Below are 17,145 nucleotides of genomic sequence, written 5' to 3'. Positions count from 1 at the left end.
CCGCCCACCGTTAACGTGGCGGCAGAATGGAACCCGGTGACCGGAGTTCAGCTGGGGAGCCCGGATGCCGCCGATGCCACGGCCACGGGCGGCGGGGGTGAAGGATAGCGGCGCCATCAACTATCTCAAGAGGTTCGGGCAGATGAAGACCGGCCGCACTTCGAAGTACTACGACAACGGTAGCGAGCTCTACTATGCCGCCATCCGCTACCTGCGCAGGCTGGGCAACGTTGCCGAGTTCAGTGCGCTGTCCAGCAATGCGATCACCTGCTATCGGCAGGCCGGTGGCTTTCCGGTGATCACGCGCTGGGATGACCCGATCGCCTACCAGTGCCAGAGCAACACGTTGCTCGGCATCGGCGACACCAATACCTGGAAGGAGAAAATCCTGCCGGCCGCCACCAGCGAAGCGGGTGAGGATCACGCCAAGCCCGCAGCCGTAGCCGCCGGCACGTCTTACGACGTGGTCAAGGCCATGACGAAAATCTGGCACATGCCGGCTGACGCCACCCGCCGCGCTACAGCCGCATCGTTCCATCTGCCGCAGAAGTACAACTCGGGCTACATCGCCGCGCTGGTGCATCTCGGAGACGTCACCGAACTGCACCCGGATTCTGTGGCCAACGGACTGCCAGGCAAACAGACGCTGCGCACCTGCTGGGTGGACGTGATTGAGAAGGGCGACTGTAAGGTCGCCAACAACCAGTACGTGGTGGCGGCCAAGTACGGCGGCTTCAAAGTACCGGATGGCGTCAATGCCTTCGATCCGTCGGCGCAGAGGCTGCCCGACGCCAGCCGGTGGAACGACGTCGACTTGGTCAATGGTGACAAGCGTGAGAATCGTCCGCGCACCTTCTTCGCCGCCTCCGACGCTACCCGCATGGTCGCTAGCCTGGAAGACGCCTTCCAGATGATCACACAGTCCAAACCGGGCGCGGGTGCGGCGCTGGCCAGCAATGGCGGCGCGCTGGATACGGACGGCGGGGCATTCAGTGCGACCTACCGAGCCGACAGCTGGAGCGGCGATCTGGTGGCCTATGGCGTGGATGCGACCAGCGGGGCGACCAGCACCGGGGCAGCGCAGTGGAGCGCGGCAGCGCGCCTGCATGCTCGCGAGCGGACGGGGCGCAATCTGTACACCGCCAGTGCCGGGCGGCTAATGACGCTGCAATGGTCCAATCTATCGCCCACCGCGCAGGGCATGTTGGGCGACAGGAGCGTGCTGGACTATCTGGCGAGCGACCGCAGCAGTGACACGCTGGGGCACGGCGGGCGCGGGGTGTTTGCGCTGGATGAGACCGAGCCCGCGAGCCCTAGCCTGCTTTGGGAGTACGTTGCCAGCACGATCTACGGGCTGGGCCGGTTGCTGGGAAAGCCGCTAGTCGCGCAGGTGGCCGACGGCGACTGGCGGGTAGTGCTGGGCAATGGCGTGGAGAGCAGCGGCGATGCCTCCCGGTTGATCAGCATCGGCCTTGCGGGCGGCGATGTGCGCAGTATTCTATTCGACGAGCATGTAAAAGGCGCCTCGGGGCCATGCACCTGGGATGCCGATCGCGATGGGTTCGCAGAGACCACCTACGTCGGTGACCTTGCTTGTGGCGTGTACCGCGTCAACTTGCCGGCCGCCCAGGGCGAGCACCTATTCGCCGCCCTCAGCGGCAGCCACGCGCAGCCGATCACCGCCGCCCCGTTGGCGGCGCGCAATCCGGATACAGGCGAGACGTTGGTGTTCATCGGCTCCGGCGCACTGCTGGACGTCGCCGATCTTGCCGACGCCAGCGTGCGGACGCCTGGACGACAGTTTCTTCGGCCTGGTGGGCAGGGGCCCAACGCGCCCGGTTCCCTGGGCGACTGGCTGGGCGGCTCTGGTGAGGACGGCGGCATCACCAATCCGATCGGCGACCGTGTGCGCAGGGTCAGTTGGCGCGAAGTGCGCCTGGTGGATGATGAGGAAGACTGAGATAGTCGTCCGCCACGTCCGCGGCTTTAGCCTGCTGGAGCTGATGATCACCTGCACGGTCACCGCCGTCCTTGCCGCCATCGGGATGCCGTCCTACCGGCAGCACGTGGTCAGGACATATCAGGTGCGCGCGCAGGTCTGCATGACCGACCGGGCCAACGTGCTTGAGCGGCGCTACACGCGCGCACTGAGCCATCTGGCGGCGCCGGCCGCGGCCGCGGCCTGCGCCGGCGAACTGCGCAGCTATCGCCTGCAGGTGGAGACCACCGACCCCGGCTACACCATCAGCGCCGAGCCGGTATTGCCGCAGGCCGACCATACCTGTGGCCGGGTGACGCTGGACCAGGCTGGACGCACCAGGGCCGGACGCAGCGAATGCTGGTGATCGGATGGCGCCCGCAATGCAATGCGCAATATCCCGTATCCGGCAACGAGACCGTCGCTTATGAATGCCGCCGCCGTACCGCCCGCCACGCGCGTGGTGATTGCCGATGACCATGCCCTGCTGAGAGCCGGGGTGTCGGTGATCGTGAACGAAAGCCAGTCCTTCCAGGTCGTCGGCCACGCCGAGGGCCCAAGCAGCTTGGAAACCTTGCTTGCCACCCGTAGCTGTGACCTGTTGCTAGTGGACCTGCACATGCCCCAGGAGACGCTGCCCGACGGGCTGTCCATGCTCGCCCGCCTGTGCGGGCTGTACCCCATGCTTCGTATCATCGTGCTCACTGCCGATGACGCCCCCGAACAGATCGGCTTGGCCTTCACCTGCGGCATCGATGGGTTTGTGCACAAGACCTCCAGTTCAGCGGAGCTGCTGGATGCCATGCATGGGGTGGTCGCCGGCCGCCGCTACCTGTGCCAAGCCACCCGCGCGAGCCTAGCCCAGCGCCTTCAGCCCGATGCCTCGCCACTGGATGTGCTGACCGCGTGCGAGGCCGAAGTGCTGCGGCTGCTGCGTGAAGGGCTGACGCTGACCGGCATCGCCCAATTGCGCAAGCGGACGGTGGCCACGGTCAGTCACCAGAAGATCAGCGCGATGCGGCGATTGGGGGTGTCAGGCGATGCCGAGCTTTTCGCGATGCTGGCGAGGCTGCAGCGCGAGTAACTACCTCATGCCGGCGGAACACTTACAAGCCCAGCACTTGGTGCAGTTCGTTGGTCATACGGCCATGGGCATCATTGGCTGCCTCCACGCAGGCCTGCGTTATGCAGATCTTCAGGCCCGAGCATAGTCCGACCTGGAAGTAATGGTTGCGCGCAGCGGACCGAACGGTGGAGACAAACGCCACCTCACAGGAGGCGAAGAGGTAGCCACCGGCCGACAGCAGCGACACCGGACCAGGCCTCTTCGTATTCATCCTGGCACTCTTCTCCGACCAACCGATGGCCACCAAGTCGAACTGCTGGTCGGTGGCCGGCAAGGTCTATGCTTCGGTTCCGCAACCTAGGCTGTAGGTGCGCCAGTGGACATCCAGAAGCCGAGGCACGATCGCTCCGCACCGTGTTGCATCTGCCCGTCGGGCAGATGCAACACGCGAGACAGGCCGCGGCGTTCGCCGTCGGCGCCTGGGTTGCTTGAAAGGGTGTCGACAGCAACAACGCCTATGTCCTTCTGGACGACCACATTGATGACAGACATTGCAATCCGCTTTCGTCAGAAGGGCGGCGGACTATTTCAGGGCGGATGGGCGGCTGTATTTAGTCAGGCTCGAAAAATGCAGTGCAAATGAGAGGCAGGCGCACCTTCACTGTCTTGTTCAAGCGGAAACAACTGCTGCTCAATCGATTCGCCGGTGGCCGCAACTTTGCGAATCCTATGATATGAACGGGCCCCGGTCACATCTAACATTTTACCTCGTTGGCCACACGGCCCTAACCCAGCAACGAGGCATGACCATGCGAACCCTTTCTTATCCCTGTGCGCGACACCTGTTATCCCTTTCAGTGGCGGCAGCGCTGATGGCCCCAATGATGACCCGGGCAGCACCGATCGTGGCCGACGGCGTTCACGTCGATGTCAGTGACGCGACCGCAGAAAGCAATCCGGTCGACTGGAACCATGGCCTGTCTGCCGTGAATGGAGGCACGATTTCCGCAACAGGCGTCACTGCCTCGGGCGTAGGCAATAACTCGTCCTACGGCGTGCACGCCGAGGGCGAGGGCAGTCACATCGACTTCGCCGGCGGCAGTGTCAGCGCCAGTGGTAACGCCAGCCACGGTGTGGGCGTCCGTTCCGGCGGTAGTGCGGCGATCAAGGGCGCTGTCATCAGCACCACCGGGCAATCTGGTGCAGGACTGAGCGCAACCTACAGCGGCTCGACCATTACCTTCTCTGACGTGGAAGTATCCACCAGCGGCTACGCGTCGCATGCCATCCAGGCAAGAGGCGCGCAGATCACCGGGATCGGCGCGCGCATCAACACCAGCAATGAGTTCTCCGACGGTGCATTCTCTGTTGAAGGCGGTGATTTCTCAGGTACTCAGCTGAATATCCATACCACTGGCAACACCTCGCGCGGGGTGGCGACAGGGGACGCAGGATCAAAGCTTGCTATCTCAGAAAGCCGCATTGTCACGGAGGGCACCAACTCGCACGGCGCCCGTGCGCGCGATGGCGCGGTGCTCGAGATGCGCGACACCAACGTGGCAACTCACGGCATGGGCAGCAAGGGCGTCGATCTTGAGGGCGGCATCGCGGTGATTGAAGGATCATCTTTCGAGACCGCCGGCCATGGCCTGGATGTGTGGAAAGCGGGCAACGCTTCGGTCGCCAACAGCACGTTCACCACTCATGGCGAAGCGGCGCACGGACTGGAAGCGCGCACCGGCGCACAGCTGAACGTGGCTGACACTTTGGTCTTCACGCAGGGCACTGGCGCCAATGCTGCGCGCGCCAGCGGAGGTGCCACGATCGCCTTGGCAGGCAGCGCGCTGCGCGCGGATGCCGCCGCGGCGTTGCACCTCGACAACGGCACGCTGACCGCCACCGATGGCAGCACCATTGAAGGCAACGGGACCGTGGTCGAGTTCGGCTCGGACGTGGCCAACACCCTCAGTTTCGACCGAGATGTCGTGGCGCTTGGTGACATGCGCTTTGCCGACGGTGCGCTGGATTCGGATGCCAACGGCGTCCTGGATCGTACCTCCGCGCTGTTGCTGGACAACAACAGCTACTGGAAGGGCGCCACGGATGCCATCGGCGATCTTTCGCTGGCCAATGGCAGCCGCTGGGATATCACCGGCAACTCGGAGGTGGGCACCTTGTCGCTGGTCGGCGGCAGTGTGGTGTTTGACCACAGCGATGGACAGTACAAGACGCTTACGGTGGAGGGAAACTTCCACGCCGACAACGGCCTGCTGGCGATGAATACCGACCTTGGCGATGACAGCTCGCCGACCGATCTGCTGCACGTCATGGGCGATACCTCGGGCAATGCGCAGATCGCCGTCAACAACATCGGCGGTACCGGTGCGCAGACGGAGGACGGCATCAAGCTGGTCCAGGTGGATGGCATGTCGGCCGGCGAGTACGCGCTGGCCGGTCGAGCGGTGGGTGGTGCCTACGAGTACTTCCTGTACCAAGGCGGGCACACCGATCCGAACGACGGCGACTGGTACCTACGGTCGGAGCTGTCGAATGTTGATCCGGTCATCGACCCGCCGAAGCCGCCGTCGGTGTTTCGCGCGGAAGGCGGCGCGTACCTGTCCAACCAGGCCTCGGCGCTGGGCCTGTTCAACATGGATTTGCACGAGCGCGTGGGTGAGCCGAATCTCGCTCAGCGCCAGCGCGGCGATGGCAGCCTCGGCAGCGCCTGGGCACGCATCACCACCGAGCAGCCGCGCTACCGCGTCAATGACCAGCTCGTGGGGCAGGGGCGTCAAAACGCGGTGCAGGTGGGCAGCGATCTGACCTTCTGGGGCAGCCAGGACCGCGGCGTGGTCGGCGTAATGGCCGCGAGCGGCCAAGCAACCCACCGCATCACCTCTGAGCTGACCGGCTATGGGGCCGAGGGGCGTGTGGATGGGCGTGCGCTCGGTGTTTACGGCACCTGGATGCAGGACGCCGAGGACGATGATGGCCTGTACATCGATGGCTGGGTGCAGGCGGCCCGCTTCAAGAACCGGGTTCAGGGCGATGCACTGGCCCGTGAGCAGTATCGTTCGAGCGCACTGTCGGCTTCGCTGGAAGCGGGCTACGCGGTGCGTCTGCACCAAACCGACAACAGCGGGCTCTATCTCGAGCCGCAAGCGCAGGTGATCTGGACCGACTACCGGATGAACGGTGGCCAGCATCAGGAAGTGAACGGCACCATCGTGAAGGGCGCCGAAGCGGGTGGCGTGCAGACCCGGATCGGCGCACGACTGTACGGTCACTCCACTGCCGCCACGGGTAACCGCGTGCAGCCTTTCATGGCGGTAAACTGGATCCGCAACGGCCGCGATGCCAACGCGGTGTGGATGGGCGATCAGCAGCTGCAGGGAATTGTGTCCAAGGACGTCTATGAGGCCAAGGTCGGCGCGCAGCTGCAGCTGTCGCCGCGACTGACGGGCTGGGGCGAGCTGAGCACCCAGCGCGGTGACGATGGCTTCCGTAGCGTTGGTGGCCAGATGGGCGTGAAGTACGCCTGGTAAACGCCGCTTTCCAGGTCAGGTAACTCAACGGCTCGCGATCCGAAAGGACGCGGGCCGTTTCTGTTGAGAATGCAAGCAATCTCATATCGTGCGGGGGCAGGCCTTGCAATAATCACGTTGATTCTCCCTTTCAACCCGTCGACCTCGGCCTTGCATGCCTCGTTGGGCCTTGGTCGACGGGTCCTTAATTCGAAGCCGGCGCAGCTGGACTGCGGACGTGAAAGCCGGATCTGCGCTTCTGGCCGAAAGCGAATGAAGGTCGAGCCTTGAACTGAACTGACAATTGGCAGTTGCCGATGGTCGTGCGCGCGACGAGCCATCCACAGCTTGTCCGCGACCAAGCATCGCGACATCCGCCGTCTGAACACTACACCCGCTTCCGGCGTGCATCAGGTCCAGGTCAGCCGACGGCGCAGCGACAGTGATGGTGGCCGCGATCGCAGGGCCCCGCCGGCGCCTCGACCTGAAGGGCTAGCTCGTCATCCGGAACGGGCGTTGCTTCTTGAAGGCCATCGCGAAACGGTAGCGGCGACCGTGGATGAAGTTGGGTAGATGCTAAGCCCCTCGCAGTGACGGATCGGCATTTGCCGGTCTAAGGCACGATAACCTCGCATTCCGGTCTTCGATACAGGATCGCCCTTGTACACATGTAGCCAATAAATCATCTGCAGGAGCTGGCCGTGACTGAAGGCGAGGGTATGCCCGGCACTCATTCCGGCTCCAAGCAGACAAAGGGCGTCACGCGCACGCCCGACGAGCATTGAGAATGACTCGGCACCGGGCCCATCTATGTACTTCGGATCGCAGCGGCTCCAGTAGTCCTCCACCCACTGCATCCGCTCGCTTGCAGTCGTCCCCGCGCACCGAGCCGGGCAAAGATAGGTGAACTCGTGGATGGGGAGCTCTTGGACAGTCAGCCCGTACCGCTCTGCAGTAGGGGTCGCCGTTTGAACTGCCCGCAAGTAGGGTGAGCTCCAGACTGCCCCTACTGGAGAGGGGAACGCTGATCTCGCCAATTGTTTCGCGTGCAAATGCCCCGCCGGCGTCAGAGGAATGGTCGCAGGATCATGCGTTGCAGAGCCAGCATTTGCGGTGCTTTGCGCGTGTCTAATCAGCGTGAGCATTGAGTCTCATTTGAGTTCGCTTCTCCTCTGGACGAGAGTGCGTGCGATACCAATTTTATGCGGATTTCGGGGGTTTAAGGCGACCGCGCGTACGCTTCGAACCTAGGATCAGATTTGCGTTAGCGTCCAAAAAAGCGCCCATGTCGCTGCGGCGCTGGAGAACCTTGGCCGGTATCTCCAGGTTTAACTTCCTCGCAAGCGACACGGCATAGCTTACTTGTGCGGAAGTGGGTGGCTTCAGGTCCCAGTCGAGGCAGTCTGATAGAACTGGCAAAAGGCGAGCCGCAATCCGAGCTGCAAACTCCTCACGCTCCGGGTCATGGGCCAGCCGCAGCCACTGTTCTTGTACGGACTCAAGCACACCAACTGGGGCGCCTAGGTCAAGCAGGAGGTCGTAATCGGGATCAATTAGAAGCAGCGCCATGGCTTTGCCGGCTGATACCTATAAGTAGTCTACCTTTAGGGTGGTAGCTATAGAAGTAGCTCAACGCCAATCCTGTGCCCATGCAGGAAGAGAATCTAGCGCTCCAACTTGGGGCAGCCATTCGAACAAGCCGCCTAGCCACCGGCTCGAGCCAAGAGCGCTTCGCCGACGCAATTTCAATGCATCGCGCCTACTGCAGTGCAATTGAGCGAGGCGAGAAGAACATCACTATAGGGACCCTGGTCCGGCTCGCAAATGGGCTAGGGATCAAGCCGTCCGAGCTCTTGGCTGCTGCCGGGCTTTAGGTTGGCAGGGCCATAGTGGGGACTGCGGTCGCGTTACCTTGCAGTCACAAGTGCGGGGGCTGGCCGACGGCGGCGCGGCTCAGTCACCGGGTGTGGACGAAGCTGAGGATCGGAGGTAGTCGCTGATCTGCCTAACAGCTTCGCGCGCGTAGCGGGTGACGCCGATCAGCGTGGCTGATGCAGTACCGTTCCAGTCGCCGTAGCCCAACAGCCAGACCAATGGCTCTGCGACAGAGCGAACCTTGGAGTCGTCCACATCGATCTGACCATGCGCGTTGACCAAGCCCAGCCCTTCCAAGTATGACAACGCCGGCCGGAAGCCGGTGCACCAGATCACGGCATCAATGGGGCGCTCGCTGCCATCTGGCCATTGCATACCTGTGGGGGTGAAACGGGCCGGCGGCCTTATGGAGGCAAGCACGCCGCGTTGACGCGCGTCCACCACCGGCGGGACCATGACGATGTCGCCGAAACCGCCCTGCGGCAAATTCGGCTCGCGGCCTTCCTGCTGCGCTCTCCATTTCGCTGTAGCGCGTTCGAACAGCACGCGCCCATCGACATCGTCACCCAGGAACGCCGGCTCCTGCTGGGTGATCCAAATGGCTTGGGCGACCTTGGATACCTCGGCCAGAATCTGCGCGCCGGAGTTGCCGCCTCCGATGATGGCCACGCGCAGTCCGGCAAAGGGTTCGGGGGTGAGATAGTAGGCCGAGTGCAGCTGCATACCAGCAAATGTCTTCAACCCGTCGAACACAGGTCTGTAAGGATGACGCCAGGTACCGGTGGCGCTGATTACCGCACGCGCGTGCCACTGCCGGCCTTCATCTGCCTCTACCAGCAATTGATCGCCTGAGCGGCTGATGCGCTGCACCCACACGGGGCGCAACACCGGCAGCGCGTACTTGTCTTCGTAGCGGGCCAGGTAGTCGATCACTTCCGTCTTGGCGGGGTAGGGCGCGCGGCTGACCGGCATCGGCCAGCCGGGAATCGAGCTCCAGCCCGCGGGCGAGAACAAGTGCAACGACTCCCACGCATGCTGCCAGGCACCGCCGGGAGCTGCCTCCGCATCAAGAATCACATAGGACAGCCCGCTCCGGCGCAGGAAGTAGCCGGCTGCCAAGCCGGACTGGCCACCCCCGATCACCACCACATCGATGCTGTCCATCTACGCTCCCTTCTGCCTGCGCAACAGTCAGGCGGCGCTTCTATGCTGCTGTTGATCAGAGATATTGAGCGCATCCAGGTAACGCTCGGCATCCAGCGCAGCCATGCAGCCGAAACCGGCCGAGGTGATCGCCTGGCGGTAGTGCTGGTCGGCCACGTCGCCGGCGGCGAACACGCCTTCCACCGAGGTCTGGGTGGCGTTGCCGCCCAGGCCCGAACGGATGTCCAGGTAGCCGTTGTTCATGGTCAGCTGGCCGTCGAACAGGCTGGTGTTGGGGTGGTGGCCGATGGCCACGAAGAAGCCGTGCGCCTCGATGTCGCGGGTGCTGCCGTCCAGGGTGGACTTCACCCGCACGCCGGTGACGCCGGCGTCATTGCCCAGCACTTCGTCCACCTGGTGGTGCCAGACGGTCTCGATCTTGCCGGCGGCGACCTTGGCAAACAGCTTGTCCTGCATGATCTTTTCGGCCTTGAGGGTGTCGCGGCGGTGCACCAGGTAGACCTTGCGGGCAATGTTGGACAGGTACAGCGCCTCTTCCACGGCGGTGTTGCCGCCGCCGACCACGTCCTGGTCACGGTAGAAGAAGCCGTCGCAGGTGGCACAGGCCGACACGCCGCGGCCCTTGAAGGTTTCCTCGGACGCAATGCCCAGGTACTTGGCGGTAGCGCCGGTGGCGATGATCAGCGCGTCGCAGGTGTACTCGGCGCTGTCGCCGATCAGCCGGAACGGGCGCTGGGACAGGTCGGCGGCGTGGATGTGGTCGAAGATCACCTCGGTCTCGAAGCGTTCGGCGTGGGCCTGCATGCGGCTCATCAGGTCCGGGCCCATCAGCCCATGCGCGTCGCCGGGCCAGTTGTCCACCTCGGTGGTGGTCATCAGCTGGCCGCCCTGCTGCAGACCGGTGATCACCACCGGCTTGAGGTTGGCGCGGGCGGCGTAGACCGCCGCGGTCCAGCCAGCCGGGCCAGAGCCGAGGATTAACAGCGAAAGGTGTCGTGTGCTGCTCATTGATCAGTGGCTCCTGGCATCGGCAGGAAAGTAGCGCTTGCCCAGCCGCAGGGCGACGTGCACCAGCAGGATCAGCACCGGCACTTCCACCAGCGGGCCGATGACCGCCGCGAAGGCGACCGGCGAGGCCAGGCCGAACGCCGCGATCGCCACGGCGATGGCGAGTTCGAAGTTGTTGCCCGCCGCAGTGAAGGCGATTGCGGTGGTACGCGGGTAATCCTTGGCGATGAGTTTGCCCATGAAGAAGCTGAGGATGAACTGGATGATGAAGTACAGCGTCAGCGGGATCGCGATGCGCACCGCGTCCATGGGGATGCGCAGCACGTCGCCGCCTTTCAGGCTGAACATCGCCATGATGGTGAACAGCAGCGCGGCCAGGGTGATCGGGCTGATCGCCGGCAGGAATTTCTCTTCATACCAGCGCACGCCCTTGCGCGCCTTCAGCCAGCGGCTGGTAAGGAAGCCGGCCAGGAACGGAATGCCCAGGTAGATCAGCACGGCTTCGGCGATGGTCCAGAAGCTGACAACGATCACGCTGCCCTGCAGGCCGAATACCGGCGGCAGCCAGGACAGGAAGAACCACGCGTAGACGCTGAACAGCGCGATCTGGAAGATCGAATTGAACGCCACCAGGCCGGCCACGTACTGGCTGTCACCGCGTGCCAGCTGGTTCCATACCAACACCATCGCGATGCAGCGGGCCAGGCCGATCAGGATCAGGCCGGTCATGTATTCGGGGTAGTCGCGCAGGAACAGCACGGCCAAGCCGAACATCAGGAACGGACCGACGATCCAGTTCTGCAGCAGCGAGAGCATGAGCACGCGCTTGTCGGCGAAGACCTTGGGCAGTTCTTCGTACTTCACCTTGGCCAGCGGCGGATACATCATCAGGATCAAGCCGATCGCGATCGGGATGTTGGTCGACCCGACCGACAGGCTGTTGAGCGCGGCAGGGACACCTTCGAACATCGCGCCCAAGCCGACGCCGAGGGCCATCGCCAAGAAAATCCAGAGCGTAAGGTACCGGTCCAGGAAGGACAGGCGGGGGGAATCAGTAGTCATGGCAGGTCTCGGAAAAGCGGTTAGTCGATCTGCGCGATCGGGTCGAGGCGGGCCTTCAGCGCCGCGCGGTCGTCCCAAGCGCTGTCAGGAATCTCTAGGAAGGCCTGCAGGCGTCGCTTGATGGTCTGATGGGCACGGTCAAAGGCTTCTGCCTTCTGCGCATCCGAACCTTCCACGCCGGCCGGGTCGAACAGGCCCCAATGCACGCGGATGAAGTCACCAAACACCACCGGGCATGCCTCGGCGGCCGCGCTGTCACACACGGTGACGATCAGGTCCATAGCAGCGGCATCGGCCTCGGCAAATTCGTCCCAGGACTTGCTACGCATGCCCTCGACCGGGAAGCCTTCGCGCTCCAGCTGGGCAATGACAAAGGGATTGACGCGACCGGCCGGCTGGCTGGCCGCACTGAAGGAGAGATAGCGGCCCTCGCCCCATTTTTTAAGGGTCGATTCGGCAAGCACGCTGCGGGCGGAATTGCCAGTACACAAGAACAGAACACGACGGGTCATTTGAGCGATCTCTATGACGGGAGAAGGTCAGCAGCCAGCAGGACGTTCGCAGGCTTGTTCGTTGGCGCAGCAGTTTTCGGTCAGGTAGGCCACCAGCGCTCTCATCGCCTCGAACTCGGCCCGGTAGCAGATGGTGCGACCGCGCTGCTCGGCGGTGATCAGGCCAGCGGCCAGCAACTCCTTCAGATGGAAAGAGAGGGTGGCACCGGGAAGGGAGAGGGACTGGGCGATGTCGCCGGCCAGCTTGCCGCCACTTCCGGCCTGGACCAGCAGGCGGAAGATGGAAAGCCGGGTGGCGTGACCCAGGGCGGCCAGGGCGTGAGTTGCGTTTTTATGTTCCATGATTCTAGAATAGTCGAATCGAATAGGCAGGACAACCCCCATGCAACACCTTCCCAATGTCGTCCCGGGCGCCTTGAACCCTCCGGTGGCCGAAAAGCTGAGCGAGCCGAATGCCGCGCCGCACCGGCCCCGCATCCTGATCTTGTACGGTTCCCTGCGCCCGCAGTCGTTCAGCCGCAAGCTGGCTTTGGAGGCGCAGCGGTTGCTGGAACATCTGGGCGCAGAGACCCGAGTGTTTGATCCGCATGAGCTGCCGATGCTCGATTCGGTGCCCGCCTCCCACCCCAAGGTGCAGGAGCTGCGCCAAGCCTCGTTGTGGTCCGAAGGGCACGTGTGGGTCAGCCCGGAACGGCACGGGACGCTGACTGCCGTGTTCAAGAACCAGATTGACTGGCTACCGCTGGAAGAGGGCAGCGTACGCCCGACCCAAGGTCGTACCCTGGCAGTGATGCAGGTCTGCGGCGGCTCCCAGTCCTTCAACGTGGTCAACGCGTTGCGAGTTCTCGGCCGCTGGATGCGGATGGTCACGATTCCGAACCAGTCCTCGGTGGCCAAGGCCTGGCAGGAGTTCGATGACGAAGGGCGCATGAAGCCGTCGGCCTACTACGATCGCGTCGTGGATGTGATGGAAGAACTGGTCAAGTTCACCCTCTTGGTGCGTGGCCGCAGTGACTACCTGGTAGATCGCTACAGCGAACGGAAGGGGGCAGTCGAGGCGGCCGCCCTGACCGCCGCGGCCGGCGTGGTCGAGTCCGCATTGAATGAAAAGGCGAACGCATGAACGCTGTCATTTATCACAACCCCAAGTGCGGCACCTCGCGAAACACCTTGGCGTTGATTCGCCACGCCGGCATTGAGCCTGAAGTCATTGAGTACCTGGTCAACCCACCCAGCCGCACGCGGCTTGTCGAGCTGATCGCCGCCGCCGGATTGGATGTTCGCGGTGCAATCCGCCAGAAAGGCACACCCTATCTGGAACTGGGGCTGGACGATCCCGCGTTGAGCGAGGACGCACTGCTGGATGCCATGCTGGCCAATCCTATTCTCATCAATCGCCCCTTCGTCCGGACCACCATGGGCACGCGCCTGTGCCGGCCCTCCGAGATGGTTCTGGACATCCTGCCAGCAGTGCACGAGCCCTTTACCAAGGAAGATGGCGAAGTGGTGATCGATCAGGACGGCAAGCGCGTCCGCTGAGTTGCTAAGCGGCAGGGAGAGTTCGAGCGCATTCAGAGCGCGTCCAGACCGCCGCAAAAGCTGCCCCAGCTGATCGTTGCGCTGGGAGTCCGGCCTGATCATTGCGTGTGCCAGCAGCTATTACCTGTTGGCCATTCTGGCGCTTCCCATGTCCAGAAGCACTGGCTGGTCGCTGGGGCTGTTGGTGGGAGGCTTCTCCGCTGGGCTGGTCACCGCCGGACTACTGGCTCCTCTGGCCGGTCGGACCATTGATTGACTAGACGGACATCTAGGCGCAACAAGGCGTCCGGGGCATTTGGTACATTATTGGCACAGGCGCTCACGCGGTCGTACACCGAATCCAAGAGGAAAGGCCACCCGGAGGCGGCCTTTTTCGTTACGCGTCCCACCAGCTGGCCACGTCCCGGGTGTCGTAGACCTGCCCGGTCCAGGCATTGAGTAGCCCCGCGCTGCGCTTATTGGCCAGCCGCATGCTGCAGAACGGGGCGCCTGTGCTGCCGTTCACCGATTGGCAGCAGATGCCACTGACCACAGGCGCGCTGCAGGATCCCGGGTTCACCCAGCCCGGTGTGGCGTTGTGGACAAGACAGAGGGCGTGCGCACGCAACTGGGGCGCTTCCGCAACCAGGCCCAGTACCTGGTTTGGGGCAGCAAGGGGACCATGCCGCTGGGTCGGCGGCGCGCCGGTGCTGCCTGGGGTCATCCGAGAGGCCATAAGTAAAGCAGACAAGCCTCACATACCGGCAAGCCTACCAATCTCATGCGCCATCTGGCGGGAATCTGCGATGAAGGCGGACAGATTCTTGATCCGTTCTCTGGCTCGGGCACCACTCTGGTAGCCGCGGATGCGGAAGGTTACGGTTGGACCGGTATCGAGATGAAAAGTCATCACCACGACGTCGCTCTGTGACTGCCACAGCGCTGATGAAGTTGGCGTAAGGCAAGAAGCCGCCCTCGGGCGGCTTCGGTTCCACCCTCTGGGCATCAGGTCATTTTGCCGATATGTGGAGGGAGGTTACAAGTCGTCGATGGCGCGGAGAATTCCTGATACCCGTACTCCGTTGATCGGTGACCGTTCACTGAGGATCTCGAGCGCACTACGAATTCGACGTTGTGCCACAGCAACGTGTTCACCGCCTTGGAACTGCATGCTGGTGGTAATAAAGGTCCTCGACGTTCGTCCAGGATTACGTTCAAACCAGCGAACGATGTCGTCAAGGTCCGAGCGGGAGATGGTGTGCAGTGCTTGGTCAAGAGATCCCTGTCCTCGTGCGACGGTTTCCAGTGCTTCGTTCAAATCTGGGGCGGTTGTTTCCTCTCGTTCGGCCTGATCTAAGGCTTGCAGGAACCTCGCGTCAGTAATGGGGCCGAATATCTGTGCTTCACGAAGAGAAAGCTCCTGTCGCCGCGCGCCTCGACGCGGCGTAATCCAGTCTGCGATGAAGGAGTCGGCCAGTTCTTCCTGTCCGAGTCGCCTCATTAGTGCAATCGTAGAATTGGCGTTCATTGCGTGCATGGTCGGTGCTGCAGCTGGAAACACCTGCGCGAATCCAGCAATGATGTCGCCTGAGTTGTCGTCGAATGAGTTGTGATAGGCCTCCCATGCCGACGTGAAGGCCTGCTCTACGCTGTTTGCCTGATGCGCAGACTCCAATCGATTTACCTGATTGGTGAACTCCGTAATGTCCGGGTAGCCGTCCCGAACGTATGCTGTAACCGCAAGATCAAGCTCGTCGGGGTAGAAGTCAATTTTGTTGAGAATTGCATCCCACCGCTTCTCTTCCGCGCTCTGGTCGTCGGGCTTGGTTGCAAACGCTAATCGGTGATGCGCGAGCGCTCGATCCATTGGTGGTGCGCCTTCTCCCGATGCATTGTGGCAATAGATGTAGAGAGCCAGCGTCGCGCCGATCTGAAACTTGGTTGCGCTTGACACGCTTCCAAATTGTTCGGCGAGTGGGGCGATTGCATCTTTGATGCGGGTCATTATCCGCATATTGCTTACATCCAGCTGCATTAAAACGTGGCGCGCACCTTTGTACCATTCGTTACCGTCGTTCGTTCCGAGAATGATATCGACGCACGTCTCGGTCGAGGGGCGATACGTGACCTCTGAATGGAATACTTTTTCGCGCAGCTTGTTCCAATCATTGATGCCTTCCATGGTGGTGTCATTCAGGATCAGTACCACAGCGCACTCCCTCTCTTCGTAGAGGTATGTGATCAGGCCGAGCACCTGCCCCAGGTCAAGGTCTTTGCCTTTCCTTTCGAAGTCGTCCAAACAGATCAGGCGGCCTTTTACGCGGGAAAAGGTGATCGTCCTGTAGAGCGCATTGAGGTTTCCGATCCATGGGTTCTCCAGTTGCGTCGCTGTCTCAGCCGCTGCTCGTCCTGGCATCTTTGACACCAGTCGGTCCCACCGACTCGGCTCGGCCTTTGGCGGCCCGGCGTCGATCTCCTTTTGGAAGATAGCCAGCTTCAAATCTTCCAGACTATTGACTCCGAAGAGTGAGACGTAGCTGTACTTGAGCCTAGGTTGGTTGGCGGTCGAGTCGACCAGGCGCCGCCATAGGTGCGTCTTCCCCCGGCCCCAGCTCCCGACCAAGGCTAATGCGCGGGGCTCGGGCGACATGATCAAGCGAACGAGAGCTGACTCTGCGGTCATGCGGCGGGTCCTTCCTCTGTGAGTGGCGGGATGCCATGTCGTAGGCGACTTGCCTCCGTTCAGATTAGAGCCGCCACTGGACGGACACAAGCCGGCGCGCGCACTCGTCTCCCCGCCACGCCCGCGAGGTGTAAAGCGCGCGTGGTCGATCGTGCAGCGGGTGTACAAGTGCAATCAAACACGGTACCCAGAAAATTGGAGGCAAAACCAACCCCACTTCCAGCTTGATCCATCAAATCCTAAACCCAAACAACAATGCACAGCTGCGCTGCCTCGTCCCGTACCGGAGGGTCACTGCTTCTTGCGTAGCGGCATCACGTCAACGCTCGCCTCAGGTAGCGCTCCGAGCTGAATCAATCTGTCCCTTGAATCTCGATACGACTGGTAGAACTGCGCCCATTTGCTGAATCCGCCCAACTCGCCTACCGCCCGGATCAACGCGACATGAGAAGAGGTAAGCAAGGCAACCTGAGACTCAAGCTCCGAGATAGACAGGTCACGGTCCGCAAGAGCGCTGGCAGCTGCGGCACCGGCTAACTTGGTGGGCCTGCCACGCCACCGACGAAACTCAGCCTGCCGCTGCTGGTAGCTAGATAGAAGCCTACTCCGCTCTATGCTGCGCGTAATTGATGACGCAGCTTTGATCCTAGGGTGCAGTCGTGCGACGGACCGCGCAGTGATGTCCTCATCCCGTGCCAGGAGATCATCAAGTACCAACCGCATTTCCGGGTCGTGGTCAGTGTCGCTGGGGTCAG

General features: G+C 62.5%; 15 protein-coding genes and 1 pseudogene. 8 read left to right on the top strand and 8 right to left on the bottom strand.

Features of this window, described 5'->3' with window-relative positions; all coding sequences use genetic code 11:
• Positions 1-142 precede the first annotated feature (142 nt).
• Genes ACWV8V_RS05615 through ACWV8V_RS05605 form a run of 3 tightly spaced genes read left to right on the top strand, consistent with a single transcriptional unit; the run spans position 143 to position 3,062 of the window.
• Positions 143-1,960 (top strand): PilC/PilY family type IV pilus protein, encoded by a 1,818-nt coding sequence (locus ACWV8V_RS05615; RefSeq protein WP_455899158.1) that lies wholly within the window; start codon positions 143-145, stop codon positions 1,958-1,960.
• Positions 1,944-2,345: a type IV pilin protein gene (locus ACWV8V_RS05610; protein ID WP_455899157.1), complete on the top strand. Its 402-nt coding sequence runs from the start codon at positions 1,944-1,946 to the stop codon at positions 2,343-2,345. Before ACWV8V_RS05615 ends, ACWV8V_RS05610 begins: the two co-directional genes overlap by 17 nt.
• A gap of 60 nt (positions 2,346-2,405) precedes the next feature.
• A complete protein-coding gene (locus tag ACWV8V_RS05605) occupies positions 2,406-3,062 on the top strand; it encodes a response regulator (protein ID WP_455899156.1) in 657 nt (218 codons plus the stop codon).
• Between the two features lie 22 nt (positions 3,063-3,084).
• Here the strand turns inward: ACWV8V_RS05605 and ACWV8V_RS05600 are convergent, their stop codons facing one another.
• On the bottom strand, positions 3,085-3,378 hold the full coding sequence (locus ACWV8V_RS05600; RefSeq protein WP_455899155.1) for a hypothetical protein: 294 nt from the start codon (positions 3,376-3,378) through the stop codon (positions 3,085-3,087).
• A gap of 469 nt (positions 3,379-3,847) precedes the next feature.
• On the opposite strand from ACWV8V_RS05600, the gene ACWV8V_RS05595 reads away from it, so the two are divergent.
• Positions 3,848-6,589, top strand: coding sequence for an autotransporter family protein (locus tag ACWV8V_RS05595; RefSeq protein WP_455899154.1), 2,742 nt, complete (start codon positions 3,848-3,850; stop codon positions 6,587-6,589).
• Positions 6,590-7,068: 479 nt separating this feature from the next.
• Here the strand turns inward: ACWV8V_RS05595 and ACWV8V_RS05590 are convergent, their stop codons facing one another.
• A complete protein-coding gene (locus tag ACWV8V_RS05590) occupies positions 7,069-7,713 on the bottom strand; it encodes a histidine phosphatase family protein (protein ID WP_455899153.1) in 645 nt (214 codons plus the stop codon).
• A 504-nt stretch (positions 7,714-8,217) separates the two neighbouring features.
• On the opposite strand from ACWV8V_RS05590, the gene ACWV8V_RS05585 reads away from it, so the two are divergent.
• Positions 8,218-8,442, top strand: coding sequence for a helix-turn-helix domain-containing protein (locus ACWV8V_RS05585; protein ID WP_455899152.1), 225 nt, complete (start codon positions 8,218-8,220; stop codon positions 8,440-8,442).
• 79 nt (positions 8,443-8,521) lie between these two features.
• On the opposite strand, the gene ACWV8V_RS05580 is transcribed toward ACWV8V_RS05585, so the two are convergent.
• The 5 genes from ACWV8V_RS05580 to ACWV8V_RS05560 are packed head-to-tail and all read right to left on the bottom strand — an operon-like array spanning position 8,522 to position 12,531.
• The gene (locus tag ACWV8V_RS05580) at positions 8,522-9,607 is read right to left on the bottom strand and encodes an ArsO family NAD(P)H-dependent flavin-containing monooxygenase (RefSeq protein WP_455899151.1); all 1,086 of its coding nucleotides are present in this window, start codon (positions 9,605-9,607) and stop codon (positions 8,522-8,524) included.
• Between the two features lie 27 nt (positions 9,608-9,634).
• On the bottom strand, positions 9,635-10,615 hold the full coding sequence (trxB, locus tag ACWV8V_RS05575; protein ID WP_455899150.1) for a thioredoxin-disulfide reductase: 981 nt from the start codon (positions 10,613-10,615) through the stop codon (positions 9,635-9,637).
• Positions 10,616-10,618: 3 nt separating this feature from the next.
• Complete coding sequence (gene arsB / locus ACWV8V_RS05570; RefSeq protein WP_455899149.1) at positions 10,619-11,677, bottom strand: ACR3 family arsenite efflux transporter; 1,059 nt, start codon at positions 11,675-11,677, stop codon at positions 10,619-10,621.
• Positions 11,678-11,697: 20 nt separating this feature from the next.
• The gene (locus ACWV8V_RS05565; RefSeq protein ID WP_455899148.1) at positions 11,698-12,189 is read right to left on the bottom strand and encodes an arsenate reductase ArsC; all 492 of its coding nucleotides are present in this window, start codon (positions 12,187-12,189) and stop codon (positions 11,698-11,700) included.
• A gap of 27 nt (positions 12,190-12,216) precedes the next feature.
• Entirely contained in the window at positions 12,217-12,531 is a 315-nt protein-coding gene (locus tag ACWV8V_RS05560; protein ID WP_455899608.1) for an ArsR/SmtB family transcription factor, read from the bottom strand.
• Between the two features lie 40 nt (positions 12,532-12,571).
• On the opposite strand from ACWV8V_RS05560, the gene arsH reads away from it, so the two are divergent.
• From arsH to ACWV8V_RS05545, 3 genes and pseudogenes are all read left to right on the top strand, one after another.
• Positions 12,572-13,312 carry an arsenical resistance protein ArsH gene (arsH, locus tag ACWV8V_RS05555; RefSeq protein ID WP_455899147.1) on the top strand — a complete coding sequence of 247 codons (741 nt, stop codon included), beginning with the start codon at positions 12,572-12,574 and terminating at the stop codon, positions 13,310-13,312.
• A complete protein-coding gene (gene arsC / locus ACWV8V_RS05550) occupies positions 13,309-13,728 on the top strand; it encodes an arsenate reductase (glutaredoxin) (protein WP_455899146.1) in 420 nt (139 codons plus the stop codon). Before arsH ends, arsC begins: the two co-directional genes overlap by 4 nt.
• Positions 13,729-14,192: 464 nt before the next feature.
• Positions 14,193-14,638: pseudogene (locus tag ACWV8V_RS05545) on the top strand (DNA methyltransferase); the annotation flags it as partial.
• 105 nt (positions 14,639-14,743) lie between these two features.
• On the opposite strand, the gene ACWV8V_RS05540 reads toward ACWV8V_RS05545, so the two are convergent.
• Positions 14,744-16,390 (bottom strand): P-loop NTPase fold protein, encoded by a 1,647-nt coding sequence (locus ACWV8V_RS05540; protein WP_455899145.1) that lies wholly within the window; start codon positions 16,388-16,390, stop codon positions 14,744-14,746.
• Between the last annotated feature and the right edge of the window lie 755 nt (positions 16,391-17,145).

It is taken from the genome of Stenotrophomonas sp. Ker107b (assembly GCF_053847245.1).
The sequence above is the reverse complement of the archived record's forward strand: the minus strand, read 5'-3'. Positions and strand labels throughout refer to the sequence as shown.

What these genes read in the sequence shown, in the direction of transcription:
- arsC (WP_455899146.1), top strand. Translation starts at nt 13,309, where the DNA reads ATGAACGCTGTCATTTATCACAACCCCAAGTGCGGCACCTCGCGAAAC.
- ACWV8V_RS05560 (WP_455899608.1), bottom strand. Translation starts at nt 12,531, where the DNA reads ATGGAACATAAAAACGCAACTCACGCCCTGGCCGCCCTGGGTCACGCC.
- ACWV8V_RS05580 (WP_455899151.1), bottom strand. Translation starts at nt 9,607, where the DNA reads ATGGACAGCATCGATGTGGTGGTGATCGGGGGTGGCCAGTCCGGCTTG.
- ACWV8V_RS05615 (WP_455899158.1), top strand. Translation starts at nt 143, where the DNA reads ATGAAGACCGGCCGCACTTCGAAGTACTACGACAACGGTAGCGAGCTC.
- ACWV8V_RS05585 (WP_455899152.1), top strand. Translation starts at nt 8,218, where the DNA reads ATGCAGGAAGAGAATCTAGCGCTCCAACTTGGGGCAGCCATTCGAACA.
- ACWV8V_RS05610 (WP_455899157.1), top strand. Translation starts at nt 1,944, where the DNA reads ATGATGAGGAAGACTGAGATAGTCGTCCGCCACGTCCGCGGCTTTAGC.
- ACWV8V_RS05565 (WP_455899148.1), bottom strand. Translation starts at nt 12,189, where the DNA reads ATGACCCGTCGTGTTCTGTTCTTGTGTACTGGCAATTCCGCCCGCAGC.
- ACWV8V_RS05605 (WP_455899156.1), top strand. Translation starts at nt 2,406, where the DNA reads ATGAATGCCGCCGCCGTACCGCCCGCCACGCGCGTGGTGATTGCCGAT.
- arsH (WP_455899147.1), top strand. Translation starts at nt 12,572, where the DNA reads ATGCAACACCTTCCCAATGTCGTCCCGGGCGCCTTGAACCCTCCGGTG.
- ACWV8V_RS05595 (WP_455899154.1), top strand. Translation starts at nt 3,848, where the DNA reads ATGACCATGCGAACCCTTTCTTATCCCTGTGCGCGACACCTGTTATCC.
- trxB (WP_455899150.1), bottom strand. Translation starts at nt 10,615, where the DNA reads ATGAGCAGCACACGACACCTTTCGCTGTTAATCCTCGGCTCTGGCCCG.
- ACWV8V_RS05540 (WP_455899145.1), bottom strand. Translation starts at nt 16,390, where the DNA reads ATGACCGCAGAGTCAGCTCTCGTTCGCTTGATCATGTCGCCCGAGCCC.
- arsB (WP_455899149.1), bottom strand. Translation starts at nt 11,677, where the DNA reads ATGACTACTGATTCCCCCCGCCTGTCCTTCCTGGACCGGTACCTTACG.
- ACWV8V_RS05590 (WP_455899153.1), bottom strand. Translation starts at nt 7,713, where the DNA reads ATGCTCACGCTGATTAGACACGCGCAAAGCACCGCAAATGCTGGCTCT.